This is a genomic window from Photorhabdus caribbeanensis (genome assembly GCF_018448885.1).
Taxonomy (GTDB): domain Bacteria; phylum Pseudomonadota; class Gammaproteobacteria; order Enterobacterales; family Enterobacteriaceae; genus Photorhabdus; species Photorhabdus caribbeanensis.
The window spans coordinates 18,449-40,082 of sequence record NZ_RCWB01000033.1; the positions used below are offsets into that span (position 1 = coordinate 18,449).

At 40.1% G+C, this 21,634-nt stretch carries 18 protein-coding genes; 11 read left to right on the plus strand and 7 right to left on the minus strand.

Features of this window, described 5'->3' with window-relative positions:
• Positions 1-187: 187 nt before the first annotated feature.
• Positions 188-1,126, plus strand: a complete 939-nt coding sequence (fruK, locus tag EAE90_RS18445) for a 1-phosphofructokinase (RefSeq protein ID WP_214054707.1) — start codon at positions 188-190, stop codon at positions 1,124-1,126.
• Between the two features lie 19 nt (positions 1,127-1,145).
• On the opposite strand, the gene nfo is transcribed toward fruK, so the two are convergent.
• Both nfo and EAE90_RS18455 read right to left on the minus strand, forming a co-directional pair.
• Positions 1,146-1,988, minus strand: a complete 843-nt coding sequence (gene nfo, locus EAE90_RS18450; RefSeq protein WP_214054708.1) for a deoxyribonuclease IV — start codon at positions 1,986-1,988, stop codon at positions 1,146-1,148.
• 107 nt (positions 1,989-2,095) lie between these two features.
• The gene (locus tag EAE90_RS18455; RefSeq protein ID WP_214054709.1) at positions 2,096-3,178 is read right to left on the minus strand and encodes a YeiH family protein; all 1,083 of its coding nucleotides are present in this window, start codon (positions 3,176-3,178) and stop codon (positions 2,096-2,098) included.
• Positions 3,179-3,370: 192 nt separating this feature from the next.
• On the opposite strand from EAE90_RS18455, the gene yieE reads away from it, so the two are divergent.
• The 8 genes from yieE to dld all read left to right on the plus strand — a co-directional run bounded on the left by yieE (position 3,371) and on the right by dld (position 16,012).
• On the plus strand, positions 3,371-4,234 hold the full coding sequence (yieE, locus tag EAE90_RS18460) for a DNA-binding transcriptional regulator YeiE (RefSeq protein WP_214054710.1): 864 nt from the start codon (positions 3,371-3,373) through the stop codon (positions 4,232-4,234).
• A gap of 154 nt (positions 4,235-4,388) precedes the next feature.
• The gene (locus EAE90_RS18465) at positions 4,389-5,867 is read left to right on the plus strand and encodes an amino acid permease (RefSeq protein ID WP_214054711.1); all 1,479 of its coding nucleotides are present in this window, start codon (positions 4,389-4,391) and stop codon (positions 5,865-5,867) included.
• Between the two features lie 331 nt (positions 5,868-6,198).
• Complete coding sequence (locus EAE90_RS18470) at positions 6,199-7,332, plus strand: ABC transporter substrate-binding protein (protein WP_214054712.1); 1,134 nt, start codon at positions 6,199-6,201, stop codon at positions 7,330-7,332.
• Positions 7,333-7,356: 24 nt separating this feature from the next.
• Complete coding sequence (locus EAE90_RS18475) at positions 7,357-8,436, plus strand: FecCD family ABC transporter permease (RefSeq protein WP_214054713.1); 1,080 nt, start codon at positions 7,357-7,359, stop codon at positions 8,434-8,436.
• Positions 8,433-9,233, plus strand: a complete 801-nt coding sequence (locus EAE90_RS18480; protein ID WP_214054714.1) for an ABC transporter ATP-binding protein — start codon at positions 8,433-8,435, stop codon at positions 9,231-9,233. Before EAE90_RS18475 ends, EAE90_RS18480 begins: the two co-directional genes overlap by 4 nt.
• Positions 9,234-10,145: 912 nt before the next feature.
• Positions 10,146-12,125 (plus strand): ligand-gated channel protein, encoded by a 1,980-nt coding sequence (locus EAE90_RS18485; protein ID WP_214054715.1) that lies wholly within the window; start codon positions 10,146-10,148, stop codon positions 12,123-12,125.
• Positions 12,126-12,720: 595 nt separating this feature from the next.
• Complete coding sequence (locus EAE90_RS18490; protein ID WP_214054716.1) at positions 12,721-14,103, plus strand: APC family permease; 1,383 nt, start codon at positions 12,721-12,723, stop codon at positions 14,101-14,103.
• A gap of 193 nt (positions 14,104-14,296) precedes the next feature.
• On the plus strand, positions 14,297-16,012 hold the full coding sequence (gene dld, locus EAE90_RS18495; RefSeq protein WP_214054717.1) for a D-lactate dehydrogenase: 1,716 nt from the start codon (positions 14,297-14,299) through the stop codon (positions 16,010-16,012).
• Between the two features lie 140 nt (positions 16,013-16,152).
• On the opposite strand, the gene sbcB is transcribed toward dld, so the two are convergent.
• From sbcB to EAE90_RS18510, 3 genes are all read right to left on the minus strand, one after another.
• Entirely contained in the window at positions 16,153-17,583 is a 1,431-nt protein-coding gene (gene sbcB / locus EAE90_RS18500) for an exodeoxyribonuclease I (protein ID WP_214054718.1), read from the minus strand.
• 159 nt (positions 17,584-17,742) lie between these two features.
• The gene (locus EAE90_RS18505; RefSeq protein WP_065388691.1) at positions 17,743-18,051 is read right to left on the minus strand and encodes a helix-turn-helix domain-containing protein; all 309 of its coding nucleotides are present in this window, start codon (positions 18,049-18,051) and stop codon (positions 17,743-17,745) included.
• Entirely contained in the window at positions 18,041-18,271 is a 231-nt protein-coding gene (locus EAE90_RS18510; RefSeq protein ID WP_228956933.1) for a type II toxin-antitoxin system RelE/ParE family toxin, read from the minus strand. Before EAE90_RS18510 ends, EAE90_RS18505 begins: the two co-directional genes overlap by 11 nt.
• A 667-nt stretch (positions 18,272-18,938) precedes the next feature.
• On the opposite strand from EAE90_RS18510, the gene EAE90_RS18515 reads away from it, so the two are divergent.
• Positions 18,939-19,172 (plus strand): hypothetical protein, encoded by a 234-nt coding sequence (locus tag EAE90_RS18515; RefSeq protein WP_214054720.1) that lies wholly within the window; start codon positions 18,939-18,941, stop codon positions 19,170-19,172.
• Between the two features lie 222 nt (positions 19,173-19,394).
• Here EAE90_RS18515 and EAE90_RS18520 read toward each other — a convergent pair whose 3' ends face one another.
• A complete protein-coding gene (locus EAE90_RS18520; protein ID WP_214054721.1) occupies positions 19,395-19,625 on the minus strand; it encodes a hypothetical protein in 231 nt (76 codons plus the stop codon).
• A gap of 899 nt (positions 19,626-20,524) precedes the next feature.
• Between EAE90_RS18520 and tmaR the strand changes: the two genes are divergently transcribed.
• Positions 20,525-20,842 carry a PTS system regulator TmaR gene (gene tmaR / locus EAE90_RS18525; RefSeq protein WP_214054722.1) on the plus strand — a complete coding sequence of 106 codons (318 nt, stop codon included), beginning with the start codon at positions 20,525-20,527 and terminating at the stop codon, positions 20,840-20,842.
• 44 nt (positions 20,843-20,886) lie between these two features.
• Here tmaR and EAE90_RS18530 read toward each other — a convergent pair whose 3' ends face one another.
• Positions 20,887-21,519, minus strand: a complete 633-nt coding sequence (locus EAE90_RS18530) for an SDR family oxidoreductase (protein WP_214054723.1) — start codon at positions 21,517-21,519, stop codon at positions 20,887-20,889.
• Positions 21,520-21,634 lie beyond the last annotated feature (115 nt).

The window sequence follows — 21,634 nt, forward strand, 5'->3', positions numbered from 1 at the left end:
ATCTAAGTTCCAGTAAATTTGCTTCTCATTTTGAGAAAAATTCAACGCTATTCTTATCCGTAAATCAGTTTAAGGCAATAATCAATAAAGTACGGAATTTAACTGAAACGATTCAATTTTAGTGATATAAATAGAACTGAGAATTCATAGTAATGATGATTATCTACATTAGGAGACATCAGGCAAAATGAGCCGTAGAGTTGCCACTATCACCCTAAACCCTGCTTATGATTTAGTGGGATTGTGCCCGGAAATCGTTAAGGGGGCAATCAATCGAGTGCAAACCGCCGGGCTACATGCTGCGGGAAAAGGCAATAATGTTGCTAAAGTTTTGCGTGATTTAGGTATTGATGTCACGGTGAGTGGTTTTTTGGGTAAAGAAAATCAGGAAGGATTTCAGCAATTCTTCAGTGAAAATAGTATGGTAAATCGTTTTCATTTAGTTCCGGGCCGAACACGGATTAATGTCAAATTGACAGAAGAAAGCGGCGAAGTGACAGATTTTAACTTCTCTGGTTTTTATGTCGGTGAAGCTGAATGGTCGGGATTTGTTAATGATTCGCTTTCATGGCTTGGACAGTTTGATATGGTCGTTGTTAGTGGTAGCTTACCTGCTGGTGTCTCTGCTGAATCGTTTACCGATTGGATGACCTGTCTACGTCAGCTTTGCCCTTGTATTATTTTCGATAGCAGCCGTGAAGCGTTGGTTGCAGGGTTAAAAGCATCTCCTTGGTTAGTTAAGCCAAATCGTCATGAGCTGGAAGTATGGGCGGGGCGTCTGTTACCTGAGTTATCCGATATCATCATGGCTGCACATCAACTTAGAGATCAGGGAATTGCTCATGTTGTCATATCTTTGGGTGAGCAAGGGGCATTATGGGTTAATTCCTCTGGAGCATGGCTGGCAAAACCACCACATTGTAAAGTTGTCAGCACGGTTGGCGCCGGTGATTCAATGGTTGGTGGCTTGGTTTATGGCTTGCTGATGCGGGAATCCAGTGAACACACGTTGCGATTGGCGACGGCTGTATCTGCACTTGCGGTTAGTCAACCTAATGTGGGTATCAGTAATCGTCCTCAATTAGCTGCCATGATGGCTGATGTTGAACTGATACCCGTTAAATAATGTTTTAATTAAAGAATAATTAATTTTGTTGTAATTTCAGCCAGGCAATTTCTTGCGGCCAAATATCTGGGTTTATCGTTTCAAGGATGAGCGGAATACCATCAAAACGAGCATCTTTCATAATATAACTGAAAGGTGTTTTGCCAATATTTCCTTCTCCAAGGCTATGATGTCGGTCAACACGACTGGCAAATTCACTTTTGGCATCATTTAAATGCATTCCGCGTAGATATTGAAAGCCGACAACTTTTTCAAACTGTTGAAAAGTTTGTTTACAAACATCGTCCGTACGTAAATCGTAGCCAGCCGCAAAGGCGTGACAGGTATCAATACAGACACCCACTCGACTTTTATCTTCAACTTCATCAATAATTGCTGCCAGATGTTCAAATTTGAAACCCAGATTAGTGCCTTGACCTGCCGTATTTTCGATAACAGCAGTGACTCCCTGGGTTTTATTGAGAGCAATGTTGATAGATTCTGCAATACGTGCCAGGCATTTATCCACATCTATTTTATTGAGATGGCTGCCAGGATGGAAATTTAATAAATCGATCCCTAATTGTTCGCAACGTTGCATCTCATCAATGAAAGCCAGCCGGGATTTTTCCAGAGCTTCACTTTCTGGATGGCCGAGATTAATCAGATAACTGTCGTGAGGGAGAATTTGTCGGCTGCCATATCCATAACGTTCACAATTTTCTTTAAATTTATCGATAACATCAGCGGCTAAAGGTGGAGCATTCCACTGGCGCTGATTTTTTGTAAATAGGGCAAAGGCGGTAGCTTTTAATTCGTGTGCCCGGATAACCGCTTGATCAACTCCACCAGCAGCGCTGACATGTGCTCCAACAAATTTCATATTTTTCTCCTTCCTACTTTACGTCATTATGGCATTGTTCAATCACTCAATGAACCTTAAGAGTGGAAAGGTTATATGTTGCTGAAATTTCTCCGTGTGGACTCTGGTTAACCAAACAAATGTTGGATGCCCAGATTTATCAAAAAACCACCTACTATCAGCCATATAAACAAAATTAAAGCTAATAAAATGGGTTTAAATCCGGCCTGACGGATAGCACTCACATGAGTGGTTAAACCCAATGCTCCCATTGCCATAGTAAGCATAATAGTATCGATATTAATCAGAGAATGGACTATTGCGGCAGGCAATAAATTGAAAGAATTAAAACCCGCTATTGCAATAAAAATCACCGCAAACCAGGGGATAGTCATTGGTGTTTTCTCCTGATGGTTTCTTCCATTTTTAGTGCGGGCACGGCTAATGTAACGGGATAATAACAACAAGAATGGCGCCAACATCATAACCCTGATCATTTTACTGATAACGGCTGCATTTTCCGTTTGATCACTAATCGCATGTCCAACAGCAACAACTTGAGCAACTTCGTGAATGGTAGAACCAGTAAAAATACCGAAAGTTTCCTGAGTAAGTGATAACCACTGATAATACTCATTGAGTTGATAAAACCACGGATAAATGAAAATAGCGATAGTGCCAAAGATGACAACCGTTGATACCGCAACGGCAACTTTACTGGCAGGGGCATTGACTACCGGCTCTGTTGCCATAATAGCGGCTGCGCCGCAGATACTGCTACCGGCACCAATCAGTATTACTGTTTGCTGGTCTAATCTAAAGAGTGATTTGCCTAGCCAGATTGCAATAAAGAAAGTGGAAGACAATATCACCGCATCAATTAGCAGGCCGGTAACGCCAACATCGGCAATTTGCTGAAATGTCAAACGGAAACCGTAAAGAATAATACCTGCCCGCAAGAGATAATGTTTTGAGAAGTGGATACCCTTATCACAATAAGGTTTGAGTAAAGGGTAGACAGTATTACCGGCAATGATCCCCGCAAGGATCGCCAGTGTTAATGTGCCCAGTCCCATATTAATAAACCATGGAATATTTCCGGCATATATTGAAATTGCAGTAAGTATTGCCGCCAATATTAACCCTGGTATTAATTTGATACCGGGAATGGATGGTTGTTTGCCGAACCTTTCAGCACGAATGTCAGACATAGATGTTTTCTCACTTTGCTTATATGTTTTAAACATAAGCATATAGAAGATTGAATTATCATTAAAATTGATAATTTTTTTATATGTAATCTAAAAAAGTGGTAAAAAAGAGGATTTTTGTTAAGTTGTTTATTGCTGTATAAAATTAAAACAAGCTAACTTTGACTGACACCATATTTTTTGCGGGGCAATATGCATATCACATTGAGGCAGTTGGAAGTTTTTACTGAGGTATTGAAAAGCGGTTCAACGACGCAAGCTTCTCAGCAATTGGCGCTATCTCAGTCCGCAGTGAGCGCCTCATTAACGGATCTGGAAAACCAGCTTGGCGTACAGCTTTTTGATCGGGTAGGAAAGCGGTTGGTGACTAATGAACATGGCCGTCTACTTTATCCCAAGGCTTTGGCATTGCTAGAGCAGGCAGGGGAGATTCAGCAGTTATTCAAACAGGAGTTGGGTGCGTTACGTATCGCTGCCAGTAGTACTATTGGTAATTATATGTTGCCGGAAATGCTGGCAAATTATCGTCAGGATTTTCCTGATACGCCATTAGAGTTAAATATCAGTAACACTCAGGATGTCATCAATTCAGTGCTGGAATTCCGTGTTGATCTTGGTTTGATAGAAGGTTCTTGTCATAGCCCTGAGTTAATAACTCAGTTATGGATGGAGGATGAGTTGGTTGTTTTTTCTTCTCCTGAAAATCCGCTAGCTAAACAGGATTTAAAATTGGATGATTTAGTTAAAGCATCATGGATATTAAGGGAGAGCGGATCGGGTACAAGAGAAGTGTTGGATCATCTGTTGTTTGCGCGTTTACCTGGGTTCAAGATTTTGATGGAATTGGGAAACTCTGAAGCGATAAAACATGCGGTCAAATTTGGTATGGGCATCAGTTGCTTATCCAGACGAGTCGTTGCAGAACAATTGCAAAATCGCACTTTGCTGGAGTTAAAAGTGCCAGGATTAAGGCTTTTCAGAACATTGTACTTAATTCATCACCGGCAAAAGCACATGTCTAACGCACTGCAAAAATTGCTTAGTTATTGCCGGTAACGTTTACGTTCTGTCTAAAATCCAAAATTAGCTGTATTACTTATAATTTTCTCTGAATTATGAAGGTATCTTATAACAGCGCTTCCTCGCTATTTTGATAGTGAGGATTTGTTACAATCCGCCATCAGATTTATTCGCAGCTAACAGGAACAGAATGTCTCAACAACAAACAAGTGTTTCCCGGAAACCAGTAGCGCAACATTTGCGACGTGAATTGAAAGCTCGGCATCTGGCGATGATAGCCGTTGGCGGATCAATAGGCACCGGGTTATTCGTGGCTTCAGGTGCGACAGTTTCACAGGCAGGTCCTGGTGGAGCATTACTTTCCTATGCATTAATTGGCTTGATGGTTTATTTCCTGATGACCAGTTTGGGTGAACTGGCCGCTTATATGCCGGTTTCCGGTTCTTTCTCAACGTACGGTTCCAAATATGTTGAAGAAGGGTTTGGTTTTGCCTTGGGTTGGAACTATTGGTACAACTGGGCGGTAACTATCGCGGTGGATTTGGTCGCTGCTCAATTGGTTATGGGGTATTGGTTGCCGGATATGCCGGGTTGGATCTGGAGTGCGCTATTCCTTGGGCTGATTTTCCTATTGAATTTTATTTCAGTGAAAGGATTTGGTGAAGCTGAGTACTGGTTCTCTTTAATTAAAGTCAGCACGGTTATTGTCTTTATCGTGGTCGGATTACTGATGATAGCCGGTATCATGAAGGGGGCAGAAGGTGCTGGATGGCATAATTGGACTATTGGTGATGCGCCTTTTGCTGGTGGCTTCTCTGCCATGATTGGCGTGGCAATGATAGTTGGGTTCTCTTTCCAGGGAACCGAGCTGATTGGCATTGCTGCGGGTGAGTCAAAAGATCCGGCGAAAAATGTTCCTAGTGCTGTACGTAAGGTATTCTGGCGTATTCTGCTGTTCTATATTTTTGCAATCCTGATCATCAGTCTGATTATTCCTTACACTGATCCAAGCCTACTGCGTAATGAGGTCGGTGATATCAGTGTTAGTCCGTTTACCTTGGTATTTGAAAACGCCGGTTTGTTATCCGCCGCAGCTATGATGAATGCGGTTATTTTGACGGCTGTGTTGTCTGCGGGTAATTCAGGTATGTATGCATCGACTCGTATGCTGTTCACATTGGCAAAAGAGGGTAAAGCACCGAAGATTTTTGGCAAATTATCCAAAGGCGGTGTTCCGCGTAATGCTTTGTATGCAACAACAGTGGTTGCTGCGTTGTGTTTCCTCAGTTCAATGTACGGCAACCAGACCGTCTATTTGTGGTTGTTGAATACCTCTGGGATGACCGGTTTTATTGCATGGTTGGGGATTGCTATCAGCCATTATCGTTTCCGCCGTGGCTATATAGCTCAGGGATTGGATTTAAGTAACTTACCTTATCGTTCAGGATTTTTCCCGGTTGGCCCAATCTTTGCGTTTATTTTGTGTCTAATCATCACATTAGGACAGAATTATCAAGCATTTCTACAAGATAAAATTGACTGGTATGGTGTAACTGCAACTTATATTGGTATTCCACTATTCCTGTTGATTTGGTTTGGTTACAAGTTAGTGAGGAAAACTCGTTTTATCAAATATAGCGATATGAAATTTCCTGATATCACAAACTAGTAAATGTGAATATGCTAAATCATGATTGACAGGCGGGCAGGGATCTTTGAAAAAATTCCTGCCCGCTTGGTTTTCATGGTTTTTTTAATTCGATTCACGATTAATTTATTATTATCTTAATGTTTTATTTATTTGAGTAGGTAAGCCGTTCTTGATAAGAAATTAAAAGAAAACTCCCGTTTTGTGATCAAATGGGTGTTTTTTATTTTTCATAGCGTTAATCATACAATTAATTACGTAATTTACCAAAATTTGTGTAGATCATATTGATAAGTATTCTCATTTGTCCTATTGTTAACGCCATAATTATTAATATCAAAAGGCTAACAAAATGAAATTTATATCTCGATCCATAGCAAAGAGTATCAGTGTCGGCCTGTTAGCGGGTTCGGCAGTCATGGCAAGCTTCGCGTCATGGGCTGAAACAGTCACCGACATAGTTGGTCGCACTGTTGAAGTTCCTGAGAATGTAAATCGTGTTTTGTTGGGCGAAGGCCGTTTGTTCCATGCTATCGCTTTACTTGAAGGCGATAAACCATTGGCCCGTATCGCGGGTTGGCAAGGTGACTTCCGCAAATTGGACCCACAGTCTTATGCCGTCTATAAAGCTAAATTCCCTGAGATTGACAAGGTTCCTTTGATTGGTAATACCAGTGCTGATAGTGTCAGCTCTGAAAAAGTCTTAACTCTCAACCCGGATATCGCCATTTTTGGCTTGGCTGGTCATGGTCCTGGTAAAGACAGCGAATTGGTCGCTCAACTTGAAAAGGCGGGTGTTCCAGTTGTATTTGTCGATTTTCGTACTGAGCCGTTAAAGAACACGCTGCCGAGCATTCGTATGTTAGGTAAGGTACTAAATCGTGAAAAACAAGCGGCAGAATATGCCGATTTTTACGAGAAAAATGTGAAACTGGTGACTGATATCACCGATAAAATCCCGGAAGAGAAAAAACCGACAGTATTTATCGATTTGAGAGCGGGTGCTTTTGAAGACTGCTGTGCAACTGCCGGTAACGGTAATATGGGGAACTTTATCGATTTGGCCGGTGGTAAAAACATTGCTAAAGATGTTCTGCCGGGTGTACTTGGTACCATGAACCTCGAAAAAATTATTGCAGTTGATCCTTATATTTACATTGCTAGTGGTGCAAAAGCGCCAGACAGTAATGAGCCTGGCGTAAAACTGGGAGCGCAATCTACGCCTGAACTAGCAAAAGCCAGTCTGAAACAAATGACTGAACGTAAAGGTATTAGCTCGTTGACTGCGGTTAAAGAGGGCAGAGATTACGCGATTTGGCATAACTACTACAACTCTCCATATAATGTGGTAGCAACTCAAGTATTTGCTAAGTGGTTCTATCCTAAGCAATTTGCAGATTTAGATCCGCAAAAGACACTGAATGAATTACACAGTAAATTCCTGGCAGTTGATCCTTCAGGGGTTTACTGGGTCAGTGAGAAGTAATCAGTAAGTCAGGTAACGGGAATAATGAGTGCCACTACCGAGCCAATGGTGAAACAACAATTAGATGACAGCAGTGTAAAAGTTCATTACCGATATATTTTACGCCGCCGTATTGTGATGATGGTATTCATCGTGCTGATTATTGGTGTTTCACTGGTATTAGATTTTACGATAGGGCCATCAGGTTTATCTTTGTCATCTCTCTGGCAGACTTTAATGTCGCCAGAGAGTGTGGATGCGGGTACACGGGTAATTGTTTGGGATATCCGTTTACCATATGCCTTGATGGCGGTAGTGATTGGCTTGTCTCTTGGGCTGGCTGGCGCGGAAATGCAGACGATCTTAAATAACCCATTAGCCAGTCCCTCTACTTTAGGAGTTGCTCAAGCGGCTGCATTTGGTGCTGCGTTGGCGATTGTATCTGGTATTGGTATTCCAGGCGTGCCCGATCAATGGTTCATTTCTGCAAATGCTTTCATTTTCGCTTTGTTGGCCGCATTGGTACTGGATACGATCACTCGTTGGACACGGGTTGCTACGTCTGGGGTAGTATTATTTGGTATTGCATTGGTCTTTACCTTTGAAGCATTGGTTTCCATGATGCAGTTTATCGCAACGGAAGATACTCTTCAGGGGTTAGTACTCTGGACAATGGGGAGTCTTGCCAGAGCAACCTGGATAAAACTGGGTGTTATGTTGTTGGTGTTTGCAGCCGTTTTCCCTATTTCAATGATGAATTCCTGGAGACTGACAGCGCTACGCTTGGGTGAAGATCGTGCAATCAGTTTTGGTATCGATGTTCGTCGTCTGCGCTTGGGGACATTATTGCGTATCAGTATTCTTGCCGCTTTAGCCGTTGCATTCGTTGGGCCAATTGCCTTTGTCGGTTTAATTGCACCACATATTGCCCGTATGATGTTTGGTGAAGATCATCGTTTCTATTTACCCGCGAGTGCTTTAATTGGCGCATTGGTGCTGTCTATGGCGTCCATCGCCTCGAAGAACCTGATCCCAGGTGTTGTTATTCCTGTTGGGATTGTTACTGCGTTAGTTGGGGTTCCATTCTTCCTTAGTATAATTTTACGTCATAGGGGGGACATATGAGCCCGGGATTAACCATTAGCAATTTTTTTGCGGGTTATCCGAAACATTCGGTTATTGAAAATTTGAATGTTGCTCCGTTGCCGCGTGGCAAAATTACGGTACTGTTGGGGCCAAATGGTAGCGGTAAATCAACACTTCTGCGTTCTTTGGCCGGTTTAAATCGTGCAAGAGGTCAACTTTGGCTTGATGGTCAAGATTTGATGAAGATGAGTTTTATCCAGCGATCGGAAAATGTGGTTTATTTACCACAAAGCTTACCTGCTGGTGTTCATTTGCATGTACTAGAATCGATTATTGTTGCTCAACGAGCATCCAGAGGACGTCATTCTGAAACTAGTGAAGAAGAGGTGATGTCGTTATTACGTCAGTTGGGGATTGAACATCTGGCGTTATGTTATTTAGATCAGTTATCTGGCGGTCAAAAACAGTTGGTTGGATTGGCACAATCGTTAATTCGTAAACCAACATTATTGTTATTAGATGAACCACTTAGTGCGTTGGATTTAAATTATCAATATCACGTAATGGCATTGGTAGCTCAAGAAACGTATCGTCGTAATATTATTACGGTCGTCGTTGTCCATGATATTAATATCGCGTTACGTCATGGTGACTATGTATTAATGTTACAAAAAGGCCATTTAATCGCTGAAGGAATTCCAGAGCTGGTTATTACGCCAGAGAGTCTGGCACAGGTTTATGGTGTCAAAGGCAGAATTGAGCGTTGTTCTCAGGGAATTCCTCAAGTATTAGTTGATGGATTGGTTTCAAAGCTAACGAGTGAGAGTTCATTTTAACTTGTTATTTAAATTATATTTTTTACAAAGTAAGGCATAAATTGCATACAAAACTGGAATGTACATAGCTGTACATGAGGGAATGATCTATTTTCCTTATACTACGGTGTGTTAAAAGCTATATTTTTTGTCTGACTAATGTCGAGATCTACTCTTTACTGCCAAGGGTAGTAAATAGAATGACTTAATAAGATAGATTATTATAGCCAATAAAAATATAGTTTTATACTTTATGGTAATAAGATGTTAATAAACTAATAGAACTACACAGGGATAAATATTTTATTTTCGTTACCTTAGCATACGTTGATTATTCATTTTTATTAAATGAACTACTTAATGAGTTGAATTTAAATGATTAATACTACGTAGTAGTATTGGTATCACGATAAACATATTGTTGTAATATTATTACCTTGGGTAGTTATATATGATATTAATACTGATTTGTGACATGGTAAGGAGTTAAACACAGTTATCATAGGGATATTTTACAGGTATTGCTTTCAAAGCTAGAAATTGGAGAGTTCATTTTAACTTATTGTTTAAATTATATTTATGATAAAGCATAGGCGCGGAATGCGCATAAAAATCAGAACGTGCATCGCCGTACATGAGGAATAATTTATTTACCTTTTAATACTGTGTGTTTAAAAGCTACAGTTTTGTCTGGTTAATGCTGAGATTTACTCTTTAACTGCAAAGGATAGTAAATGGAATAAGTTAATAAGATGGATTATTGGAATTAATAGAGAATATTGTCTTATGTCTTATGGTAATAAGATATAAGCAAACTAATAAAATAATAAAACTACACAGAGGTAAATATTTTATCCTCGTTATTTGAGCACATGTTGATTATCCATTTTTATAGATGAATAAAGTGAAATTATATCTTTTGGAGAATCGGGAATGGGTGTTTTTAATAAAAGAAAAATCGCGTTAGGTATTATTGCTGCAATCTCATCTAGCTCAGTCTTGGCGGTTGGCGGCAATAATGACACTATTATTGTGACTACAGCAGCAGGCTTTCAACAGAAAATTGAAGATGCTCCAGCGTCTATTTCTGTGGTGAGCCGTGAACAATTGGAAACTAAGGCTTATCGTGATGTGACTGATGCATTAAAAGATGTGCCGGGGGTCGTTGTTACAGGTGGTGGTAGTTACAGTGATATCAGTATTCGCGGTATGGCATCTCAATATACGATGATTCTGGTTGATGGTAAGCGTGTTGATACTCGTGGTACTCGTCCAAACAGTGATAGTTCTGGTATTGAGCAGGGTTGGTTGCCGCCGTTGGCTGCGATAGAACGCATCGAAGTGGTGCGTGGTCCCATGTCTTCTCTTTATGGTTCTGATGCGATGGGGGGGGTGATTAACGTCATTACCCGTAAGGCACAGAAAGAGTGGAAAACTAGCTTCCGCGCTGATGGTACTTTGCAGGAACGTTCTAAATCAGGTAATAGTCATCAGAGTAGTGTTTATACCTCAGGCCCAATTATTGATGGATTATTAGGGCTGAAAGTGAGTGGCCTGTATTCTCACCGAAATGAAGATAAATTTATCGGTGGTTTTAACAAACAGGAAATGCGTAATGGCTCAGCTACTTTTTCTTTGACGCCCGATGAACAGAATACTTTTGATTTTGAAGCCGGACGTTATGAGCAAGATCGTGATTCTACCGTAGGGAAAACAAAAACGAGTAGTCGGCGATCTCCCGGTAATAGCCAAAGTCGATATAAAAGAAATAATTACTCTATAACCCATAACGGTGTTTACGATTTTGGAACATCGACAACATACTTCCAGCGTGACGAATCACGTAACCCCGGTCGTGATATGAAATATTACGATAATCTGTTCAATACTCATACCGTATTTATGTTGGGGGACCATTCGTTGAGCGTAGGTGGTCAGTATCGTTATGAAGATTTACGCGATGATGGGAATCAATTAGCTTCTGCTAAAAATGTCAATAAGCTGACCCGTTGGAGTTGGGCGTTATTTGCTGAAGATGAGTGGCAAATGACCAATGACTTTGCGCTGACCGGTGGTATCCGTATGGACAAAGACGAAAACTTCGGTGAGCACTGGACTCCACGTTTGTACGGTGTATGGCATGTTGATGAGCAATGGACGATTAAAGGTGGTGTTTCGACAGGATATCGTTCACCAGAATTACGTCAGGCGGCATCTAATTGGGGGCAGATTACGGGTGGTGGTGGTGATCCTGCGATTATCGTCGGTAATCCAGATTTGAAGCCAGAGAAGAGCTTCAACCAAGAAATTGGTGTTATTTGGAACAATCAGGATAATTTTAATGCAGGTTTAACGATATTCAATACTGAATTTAAAGACAAAATTACTGAATTACGTCGTTGTACCGATCCAAGTGGCAAATCTCAGGGCAAGTGCGTTATTGATGGTACTGCTTATAAATTTATTAGTGACCGTGTGAACATTGATAAAGCCAATATGCGTGGTGTAGAAGCGACGATGAATTGGGATATTATTGATAACTGGTTGTTAACTGCAAACTATACGTATACTGATTCTGAACAAAAGAGTGGTAACTTCAAAGGGAAGCCTTTGAATAAGATGCCTAAACATATGGCGAATGCAACTTTAAACTGGCAGGCTTTACCAGAAATGCAAGCCTGGGCGCGTGTTAACTACCGTGGCAAAACCTCGAATTACTTATCACGTACCTCTATGGGTAAAGGAACACCGTCTTATACCTTCGTGGATATCGGTGTTAGTTATTATTTGGCTGATGGTTTACGTTTGGTAGGTGGGGTATACAACGTATTTGAGAAGCAAGTAACTGAAGATACCCATGATATAGTATTGGATGGTCGTCGCTATAACATTGGTATCAATTACGACTTTTAATAACGCGTTCTAACTAACAGTGTCATAATCCTCTCTGTTTGTTGCTGACAGAGGGGATTTTGGTTTTTTACTTATACTTGTAAAAACTGAATAGCAATCCGTTTTGTGTTGTGTTAAAACTTAGCTCACGTCAAAGAAATGTATATGACACCGTTAAATTCCATAGCGTCATTGATGAGTGTGGTAAAAAATAATGAACTTTTAGTGCGGCAAGTATTGCTATTTCAGGTCTTCGAGTGCAGAATTCGCCCACTAGAGAATAACTGATGCGTTTATATGTGTCGGTTATTTTTTTTGCTTTGACTTATTTTTTACTATACCAGAGGCCGGACTCTGAGCCGGATAGATAATTGGCCCACGAGCAACCGCAACGAGAATCGGTTGCCGTAATGAGGAACGCTAGATATGGAGCAATTATTCTCTTTCGCAGTTGTACCAATTGGTACATGCTGCTGCATCGATGACTACGGAGCGTTGCGCTCTGCGTATAATCCAGCCTCTAACTCTCCTGCCTATAGGCAGAAGCGAAGTCTTCCCAGTAACTGTCGATTAAGTAGCGTCATAACGCGAATCGAAGTTATGGGAGGTTTCGCTCATGTCGCGTAATACTGTAATCTCACTCGGCACCAACCAGACTGGTGCGAACAATCGTGTTCAACTCAGAAAAACACTGACTTTAGTTCAGGTGGTGATGATGGGTCTTGCTTATCTGCAACCTATGACCATCTTTGATACTTTCGGCATTGTTTCTGGCTTGACTGACGGTCACGTACCGACATCCTACGCTATTGCTTTGATCGCAATTCTGTTTACCGCCTTGAGCTACGGGAAATTGGTAAAACGTTTCCCATCTGCCGGATCTGCATACACTTATGCACAAAAATCCATTAGTCCGCATGTTGGCTTCATGGTGGGTTGGTCATCGCTATTGGACTATATGTTCATGCCGATGATTAATGTCTTGTTAGCGAAAATTTATCTTCAGGCCATTTTTCCTAGCGTGGATCCGTGGATCTTCGTTGTGGGCTTTGCATTACTGATGACAGCTTTTAACCTGCGTGGCATTAACGTTGTTGCTAATCTCAACACGGGGATTGTTATTGTTCAGGTTGCCATTATGGTTGTATTTGTGGGTTTACTGATCCACGGTGTATACAACGGGGAAGGAGTTGGAACTTTATGGAGTGCGAAACCATTCGTTTCTGAGGATGCCAATTTAATCCCAATGATTACTGGGGCCACGATTTTGTGCTTTTCATTTCTAGGGTTTGATGGCATTAGCTCGTTGTCCGAAGAGACACCGAATGCTGGTAAGGTGATCCCGAAAGCGATTTTCCTGACAGTATTGATCGGTGGTGTTATCTTCATTGCGGTTTCTTATTTCTTGCAGCTCTATTTTCCTGATATCTCTCGGTTCAAGAACCCGGATGAATCTCAGCCAGAAATTATGCTGTATGTAGCGGGTACTCTGTTCCAAGCCATTATCTTGGTGTTCTCTTGTGTCACCGTTTTGGCTTCTGGTATGGCGGCTCACGCAGGGGTTTCCCGTCTGCTCTATGTTATGGGGCGCGATGGTGTGTTTCCTGAGAAAGTATTTGGCTATGTTCATCCAAAATGGCGGACTCCGGTAATCAACGTATCTCTAGTGGGTATTATAGGGTTATCTGCGATTACCTTTGATCTGGTTACTGCAACAGCTCTGATTAACTTTGGTGCGTTGATAGCGTTCACCTTTGTAAACTTGTCAGTGATTTCTCAATTCTATATCCGTGAACGTCGTAACCGTACATTAAAAGATACCATTAATTTCTTGGTATTACCTGTGATAGGTGCTTGTACTGTTAGTGTGCTGTGGATGAATCTGGAACAAAGTTCTATGGAGTTGGGGCTAACTTGGGGAGCAATTGGTCTGATTTATATGGTATTCCTGACCCGTCGCTTCCGTCAGCCGATGCCTCAATGCTCTGAAATGGTTTAATATCGAGTAAAAGAATAATGGCGCCGAATTTGGCGCCATTATTTTTACTATGTTGCCAATTTACCGTAATAGTGAAGGAAATGGAGCTTAAGAAAAAAAACAGCGAGGTAGCTTACAGATAAGAAAAATTTCAACGGTAAATGGAGAAAAACAATCTATGCTCTGAGAGGTGATTATTACTAAGGAAGAGACTATGAATGGTACAAAAACCTCTCAAAATCAACAATTCATTACGACCCTGACCAATATTGTCGGTAAATCTCATATCCTGACCGCCCCCCATAAAACTGAACGTTATCGTAAAGGCTTTCGCTCCGGCCAGGGTGATGCTTTAGCTGTCGTATTTCCCGGCTCACTGGTAGAGCAGTGGCGTGTATTTAAGGCATGTATTGAAGCAGATAAAATCATCTTGATGCAAGCAGCCAACACAGGGGTAACTGAAGGTTCTACCCCGAATGGCAAGGATTACGATCGTGACATAGTGATCATTAGTACGCTGCGCATGAATAAAATTCAGATTTTAAAATCGTGTAATCAGGTAGTTGCGTTACCAGGCAGTACATTATGGCAACTTGAACGTGCGCTCAAGCCACTGGGGCGTGAACCTCATTCAGTTATCGGTTCTTCCTGCATCGGTGCTTCCGTGGTTGGGGGCATCTGTAATAATTCAGGAGGTTCTTTAGTTCATCGTGGGCCGGCTTATACCGAAATGGCATTGTATGGACGGGTTAATGAGCGCGGTAAGCCAGAGTTGATTAATCATTTGGGTATCTATTTGGGAGAAACGCCAGAAGAGATCCTTTCTTGTCTGGAAGAACAGCGTTATGGTGATCAGGATGTAGAGCAGGGGCAGCGTAAAGCATCTGATCATGAATATGCCCAACGAGTGCGTGATGTAGATGCTGATACTCCATCACGTTTCAATTCTGACGAGCGCCGTTTGTTCGAAGCTTCAGGTTGTGCGGGTAAGCTGGTTGTGTTTGCGGTTCGGCTCGATACTTTTCCGGCAGAACCTTTGTCTCAAGTGTTTTATATCGGTACCAACCAAACTAGCGTATTGACGGAATTACGTCGCCATATATTAGCAAATTTTCATAATTTACCGGTGGCAGGCGAATATATGCACCGGGATATTTTCGATATTGCGGAAACTTATGGTAAAGATACTTTCATCATGATTGATAAGCTTGGTACTGATAAAATGCCAGCTTATTTTACTTTAAAAGGGAGAATGGACGCTATCTTCAATCGGCTCCCATTTTTGCCTACCAATCTTATCGATCGCATTATGCAGGGGTTAAGTCGTTTACTTCCTTCTCACTTGCCTAAGCGTTTGAAAGAATATCGTAATCGTTTTGAACACCATTTGATATTAAAGATGTCCGGTGATGGGGTTGAAGAAGCCAGAAGCTGGTTGGAAGAATATTTTAGCAAGGTAGAAGGGGATTTCTTTGCTTGTACACCGAAGGAAGGTGCTAAAGCATTCCTGCATCGTTTTTCTGCTGGTGGATCAGCGATCCGTTATCAAGCGGTACATAGCAACACAGTAGAGAATATCCTTTCACTTGATATCGCTCTGCGCCGTAATGATCGTGAATGGTTTGAACAATTACCCCCAGAGTTTGATGATGTATTGGTACATAAGCTTTATTGTGGACATTTTATGTGCTACGTGTTCCATCAGGATTACATTGTGAAAAAGGGGGTAGATGTACAGGCATTGAAGGAAAGAATGATAGAATTGCTTGATAAACGAGGTGCGGAATACCCGGCAGAGCATAATGTGGGGCATGTATATCAAGCTAAACCCCAACTTAAAGCCTTTTATCGGATGACTGATCCTACTAACACTCTCAACCCTGGAATTGGAAAAACATCCAAGCTGAAAAATTGGGGCGAAAAATCTTAATGCCAATATTCTCAGCAGTTACAACGTTATGCTGGTACTAAGAAAGTTCAAATCTGTAAAAGCTGATGATAATCATCCTGTTAGAAAGAAAGGCGAGTATATGTGACTCGCCATTTTATATTTGTCCACCACCCGTTTAATTATCCAGCCAGTTGCATTGCATATTCCATGAGTGCTTTGAGTTGACGGCACTTTTCTTCATTGCCTTGGTGTTCAATGAAGAGTTGTTCAATTATAAAGAAATATTCACTGAGCTTATCCTGAGTTAATACATCTTGACGGTGACGTAACCAGCGCTGTTGTTCATCGTAAGTTAAGGTAGTTGGATAGTTTCTGGCACGGTAGCGGAATAACAGCGTCTTAATACGTGGGTCCTGAAAAGTCAGATCAAGTGCAGGTAAATTCTGAGGCAACGTCTCACGGATAATAGTCATTGCTGCTTTATCGGCATCACTAAAAAAGCCATCATACAACTTAGCGTCAACATTATCGGATTCAGGGAAAGGTTCGGCCTCGGCAAACAGTTCTACAACTTTTTCTCTGATTTGTGGATTATTCCGTAGAATAGCCAGATTTCTTTCGCAATGATCGCGATCCAATCCAATACGTTCAGCATCTTCTGTTCGCAAAGTGTTATCGGGGGCGATTATCGGGCACTTATTAATATGAACCAGTTTTATAGGGACTGGTGGTTGATCTGGCTGCAATTCATCATGGCGGGTATATAGACGTTCACGCAATGTATCTGCATCCAATTCCAGTAATGGTGAAATATCCCCAGCTAAATCGCACATAATAACGGCATTCCGGTTTACTGGATGCCAGGCAAGAGGCGCAACCAAACTGAGGTTGCTGCGAGCCGTGCCAAACATCCCGGAAACATGAACCAGCGGTTTCATTTGGGGGATATCGATGAGGGCGCTAATTTTCTGCTTATTTCTTAACTGAAAGAAATAATTGAACATCCTTGGCTGTACTTCTTTGAGTAATTTCGCCATTGCGATCGTGGCGTAGACATCGGACATAGCATCGTGAGCATGTGAATGTTCAACGCCATTTGCCTTGGTGAGATGTTCTAGTTTAAAGCTAGGTAGACCATCTTCATTCTCTGGCCAAACAATACCTTCGGGGCGCAAGGCGTGACAGGCACGTAATACATCAAGCAAATCCCAACGGGAATTACCTTTTTGCCAACTATAAGCGTATGGATCATAAAAATTGCGGTAAAATATATTCCGACTGACTTCATCATCAAACCGAATATTGTTATAACCAAGGATACAACTGTTCGGCACACTGAAAGCATTATGAATCTGGCGAGCAAACTCCGCTTCATTAACCCCTTTTTCTAATGCAATTTGAGGCGTAATGCCTGTAATCATGACAGCTTCTGGTTGTGGCAGATAATCATCAGCAGGTGAACAGTAAATAACTAATGGCTCTTCAATAATATTGAAATCCATATCAGTACGAACACCAGCAAATTGAGCCGGTCTGTCTAAGGCCGGATGTTGACCAAAAGTTTCGTAGTCGTGGATGTAGAAAGTGGGTTGTTCGCTGCTATTTTTCACTGTTGTTCACTGTCCAGGGTTGTTAATTAATTGTTTTTTATCGCTTTAGTTTGGTTTTGATCAGCTTTAATGCCCAAAAAAGTGGTAGCTTATTATTTAGTGCTAATTCAGGTCTGATGGTGGCTGGTTATTTACACAGGCGTCTATCAGATTACAAAGTCATACTAGGCGTATCTGTAATTTTTTACCGACAGCTGCTGCATATTTCTTCAATGTATTATACGAAGGTCCCTGTGTGCCAGAAGCTAGCCCACTTTCAAGCCGTGTGATGGCTGTTGCTTTGGTTCCCATGCGTTCAGCTACTTGCGCTTGTGTTAGCCCGGCCTTTTTGCGTGCTGCTAGCAGTTCATCAAGCAATGCAAATTCTTGTTCCAGTTTCTCGTATTCAGCTTTTACAGCCGGATTTGACAACATTTTTGCAACCATTTCATCGTGTGTCATGGTTGGAGGGGTATATTTACCAGTCATTTTTTACCTCTTTCATTCTGACCTCGGCTTTCCTGCGTTCTTTAAGTGGGGTCTTTTGCGTTTTCTTCACGAAGCTGTGCAGCATCACTATACGGTGCCCAATCATTGTGCAATAGAACACGCGAGCAATTCCTTCAGCCCCTTTGAGCCTGAGTTCAAACAACCCATTACCAAACGCTTCTGTGTGTGGTTCTCCGAGGTTGGCGCCATGTTCTCGCATTCTTTCGGAATACCTGATGTAACGGGCTTGAAGTGTGTCAGGGAGAGCAAGGATCTCGTTCTCCACCTCGGTGCTATAGTAAACGATAGTATATTTCATGACCTAAAGATAACAAAATTGTTATATTTTTGCAATGCTTTGCTAATGTGAAACAGGTATAGTGACTATTCCTTGTTCTATTGAATTGCCTCCAAAAGTTGGATGCCCGATTACTGACTTTCTATGAAGAAAAATATCCTGCTGCCTCTAGGATTCAGGTTGCTGAGTATTTCCTATCAGGTACTCTTGGCGCTAAATTGACTGCAAAACATTTTGGCATTGATCATAGTACTATTGTGTACATATTTTCTTACTCTCTGCTCCATGAGCGGAAGTTAGTTATTAGTTAGCATTTTTGATGCTTGGAATAAAAGATTGTATGTTTTAAGGCCGTTTGTTCTTGACTACGTTGACATGTTTACTTCAATATGCAGGATAAATATTAATATAATGAATATATAAAATTTAATTTATTTAAAGGTTAACGGTCAAAACCAAGGGTTAATTTCTGCTGGGTGTGGTGGAAGGGATTCAATTGGTATCAAGTCGTAAAATGGGCACGAAGATCATGTTTTCATCTATAGTATGCAACATTGAGGTTTATTTGATGAATTCTCAGCAGGATTAGATGAATGATAATGGCAATAATACGTATATTGATGAAAATTGTGATGCATATAATACAAGGATTAGCGTTAGTATTGGTACACTTTCAGTTGGTGGATTAATCTATTTTACACTGATGTCAACACTGGAAAATCGATATCAGTATGCAATAGTTGCAGGTATATGTTTGGTACTTTCTGCGTTTTTTTACTATATAAAAGAAAAAATAAAAGAAAAATGCATATTATTCCAATAGGTTATGGTTAGTAAGCGTAGGGATTATTATTTATCTAGATTTATCCAGGAGGATTAGGCTAATAAGTATATTTTCAAGGGGGCTTTTCTGTTATCAAAGGTATTATCATAGGTAATCTATAAATACCTTTTACTAGTTTGCTGATAAATTGTTTAGGCAATTTTACCAGCAAACAGGGGATGTAATAATTAGAATATATTTTTCTGTATATACTTATCCTGATTAAGGATAATTAACCTCTTGAAAATGCGCATTAATAGATTCAATATACTGATCACTTAAACCAGTTTCATATTGAATTCTTTCTAGTAAATTTTTTCTATTGACGCTATAAAATGGTTTAATAGAAATCCCATTTTTTGGGTGGGTTATTTTTATAATTGGAATTCTTGTCCTACGTGCATGGCCAAAAGAGATTTCGTAACCATTCAAATCAAAAGGAATTTTTTTCATCACCTAACCTAATTATCGTTATATTTTTCGTCAATTTTAATTATGTTTCAGCAATAAGGAAATTTTTATGTTATTATTAAGATGGGTATCACAAATATAGTTAGTTTGAACATATATTTAAATAATAAACTAATAAACTAATAAACTAATAAACTAATAAACTAATAAACTAATAAACTAATAAACTAATAAACTAATAAACTAATAAACTAATAAACTAATAAACTAATAAACTAATAAACTAATAAACTAATAAACTAAATATTTTTCCATTGGATATAAATTTTATTAAAAATAATTACCTGAAAATCTTATCTTACAAAGAGTTGTAAAATAAAAGAATGAATACAGTTTAAGATGTATATAATATTAGATAATGTTAACGTTTTATTCAATATTTTATCGTGCTCTATATAATTAATTGTCTTTATTTGGTTTGTTTATTAATATCTTGTTTAATTTATGAATGGAATTAAATTTATAGTTTTTTATTCATTTTTCATGAGAAAATAATTGAATTTTTATCATATGAAAATATATAAATTTTGTCTCTGACAAATATGTAATTACGTTTGTTAGATAATCATGGAGATAATAGTGATTAATGATCATACACTTGGAATCTGAAAAAATTGTAGAGTAAGAAATGGAAGATGAGCGATAGGGAAGGGAAAAACTGTGCTTCTGCCAGTATAAGGTTGGTGATTTATTATTCATTTGCATTGGCCGATCGTTTTCGATTGGGTCAACATGCTGAACTTTTAGCAAGAAGTTAGCAGGTTTATGTAATTAATGAGAATCAATAAATAACGGAAACTGACTTGTCTATTAATGGTTTTAGTCTTATTGTGTAGTCAGATTGGATAATTTGTACGTTAGATTGAAGATAAGGTATGAAAATGGACAACGCAAATAAGCCGTCATTCCACAATGTGCTGGAGTTTGTACGTATGTTTCGTCGTAAAAATAAGTTACAGCGCGAAATCGCAGATAATGAGAAGAAAATACGTGATAACCAGAAACGAGTGTTATTGCTTGATAACTTGAGTGAATACATCAAGCCCGGTATGTCAATTGAGGATATTCAGAGCATCATTATGAATATGAGAAGTGATTATGAAGATCGCATAGATGATCACATAATTAAAAATGCGGATCTTTCTAAAGAGCGTCGCGAATTGTCTAAAAAGCTTAAAACAATGGGTGAACTCAAATAGCATCATTAGATAACCACGCATGGATGCGTGGTTATTTTTACCGACTACGAAGTAACCCAATCAGGCTTAAGCTCTGGATCAACTAAGGTATAAATCTGCTGATATGAAGATTCTTCTTCTGCCATAGTTGCCAGTTGATGTGCAACATCTTGGCGGCTCACTGCGCCATGAATTTCATGCTGATATCTTTGGCAATAACCTGTTCCCGGTTTATCTGTTAATCCACCTGGGCGAATAATTGTGTAATTCAAAGAACTTGTCTGAAGGTAGCTTTCTGCCATTGATTTACGCCTGACAGATTGGCCAAACAGCGACTTAGCTCTGGGTGACAAGGTTTTCCAGCTTTCTCCGCAACCTATTGAGGTAACGAGTAACATACGTGTTATTCCAGTTTTCTCGATAGTATCAATGATAGTCATATTGCCAAAGAGATCTGAATCAATTCCGCCAATAGTAGAAAAGACGATTGCCTCTGAACTTACATGTTGTACTGCTTTTTCAACATCTTCCGCGTTACAGGCATCACCTTGTATCACTTTGACACCTAAAGCACTTAGCTCAGTAGCTTGCTCAGAATTTCGGATAAGTGCAATTATGGGACGTTTTTGTTGCAGTGCGACAGTCACAAGATGACGTCCAACGCCACTACCTGCACCAAAAATAAGCCACGGTTTCATAGACTATTCTCCTGATTAAATAAGAAATCGAATGATAATTAATTGAACAGAGTAACAGCGATAGCCGTTTAAACTAACCCTTATGTGGATACAATAAAATTAATGGTAAGCATTT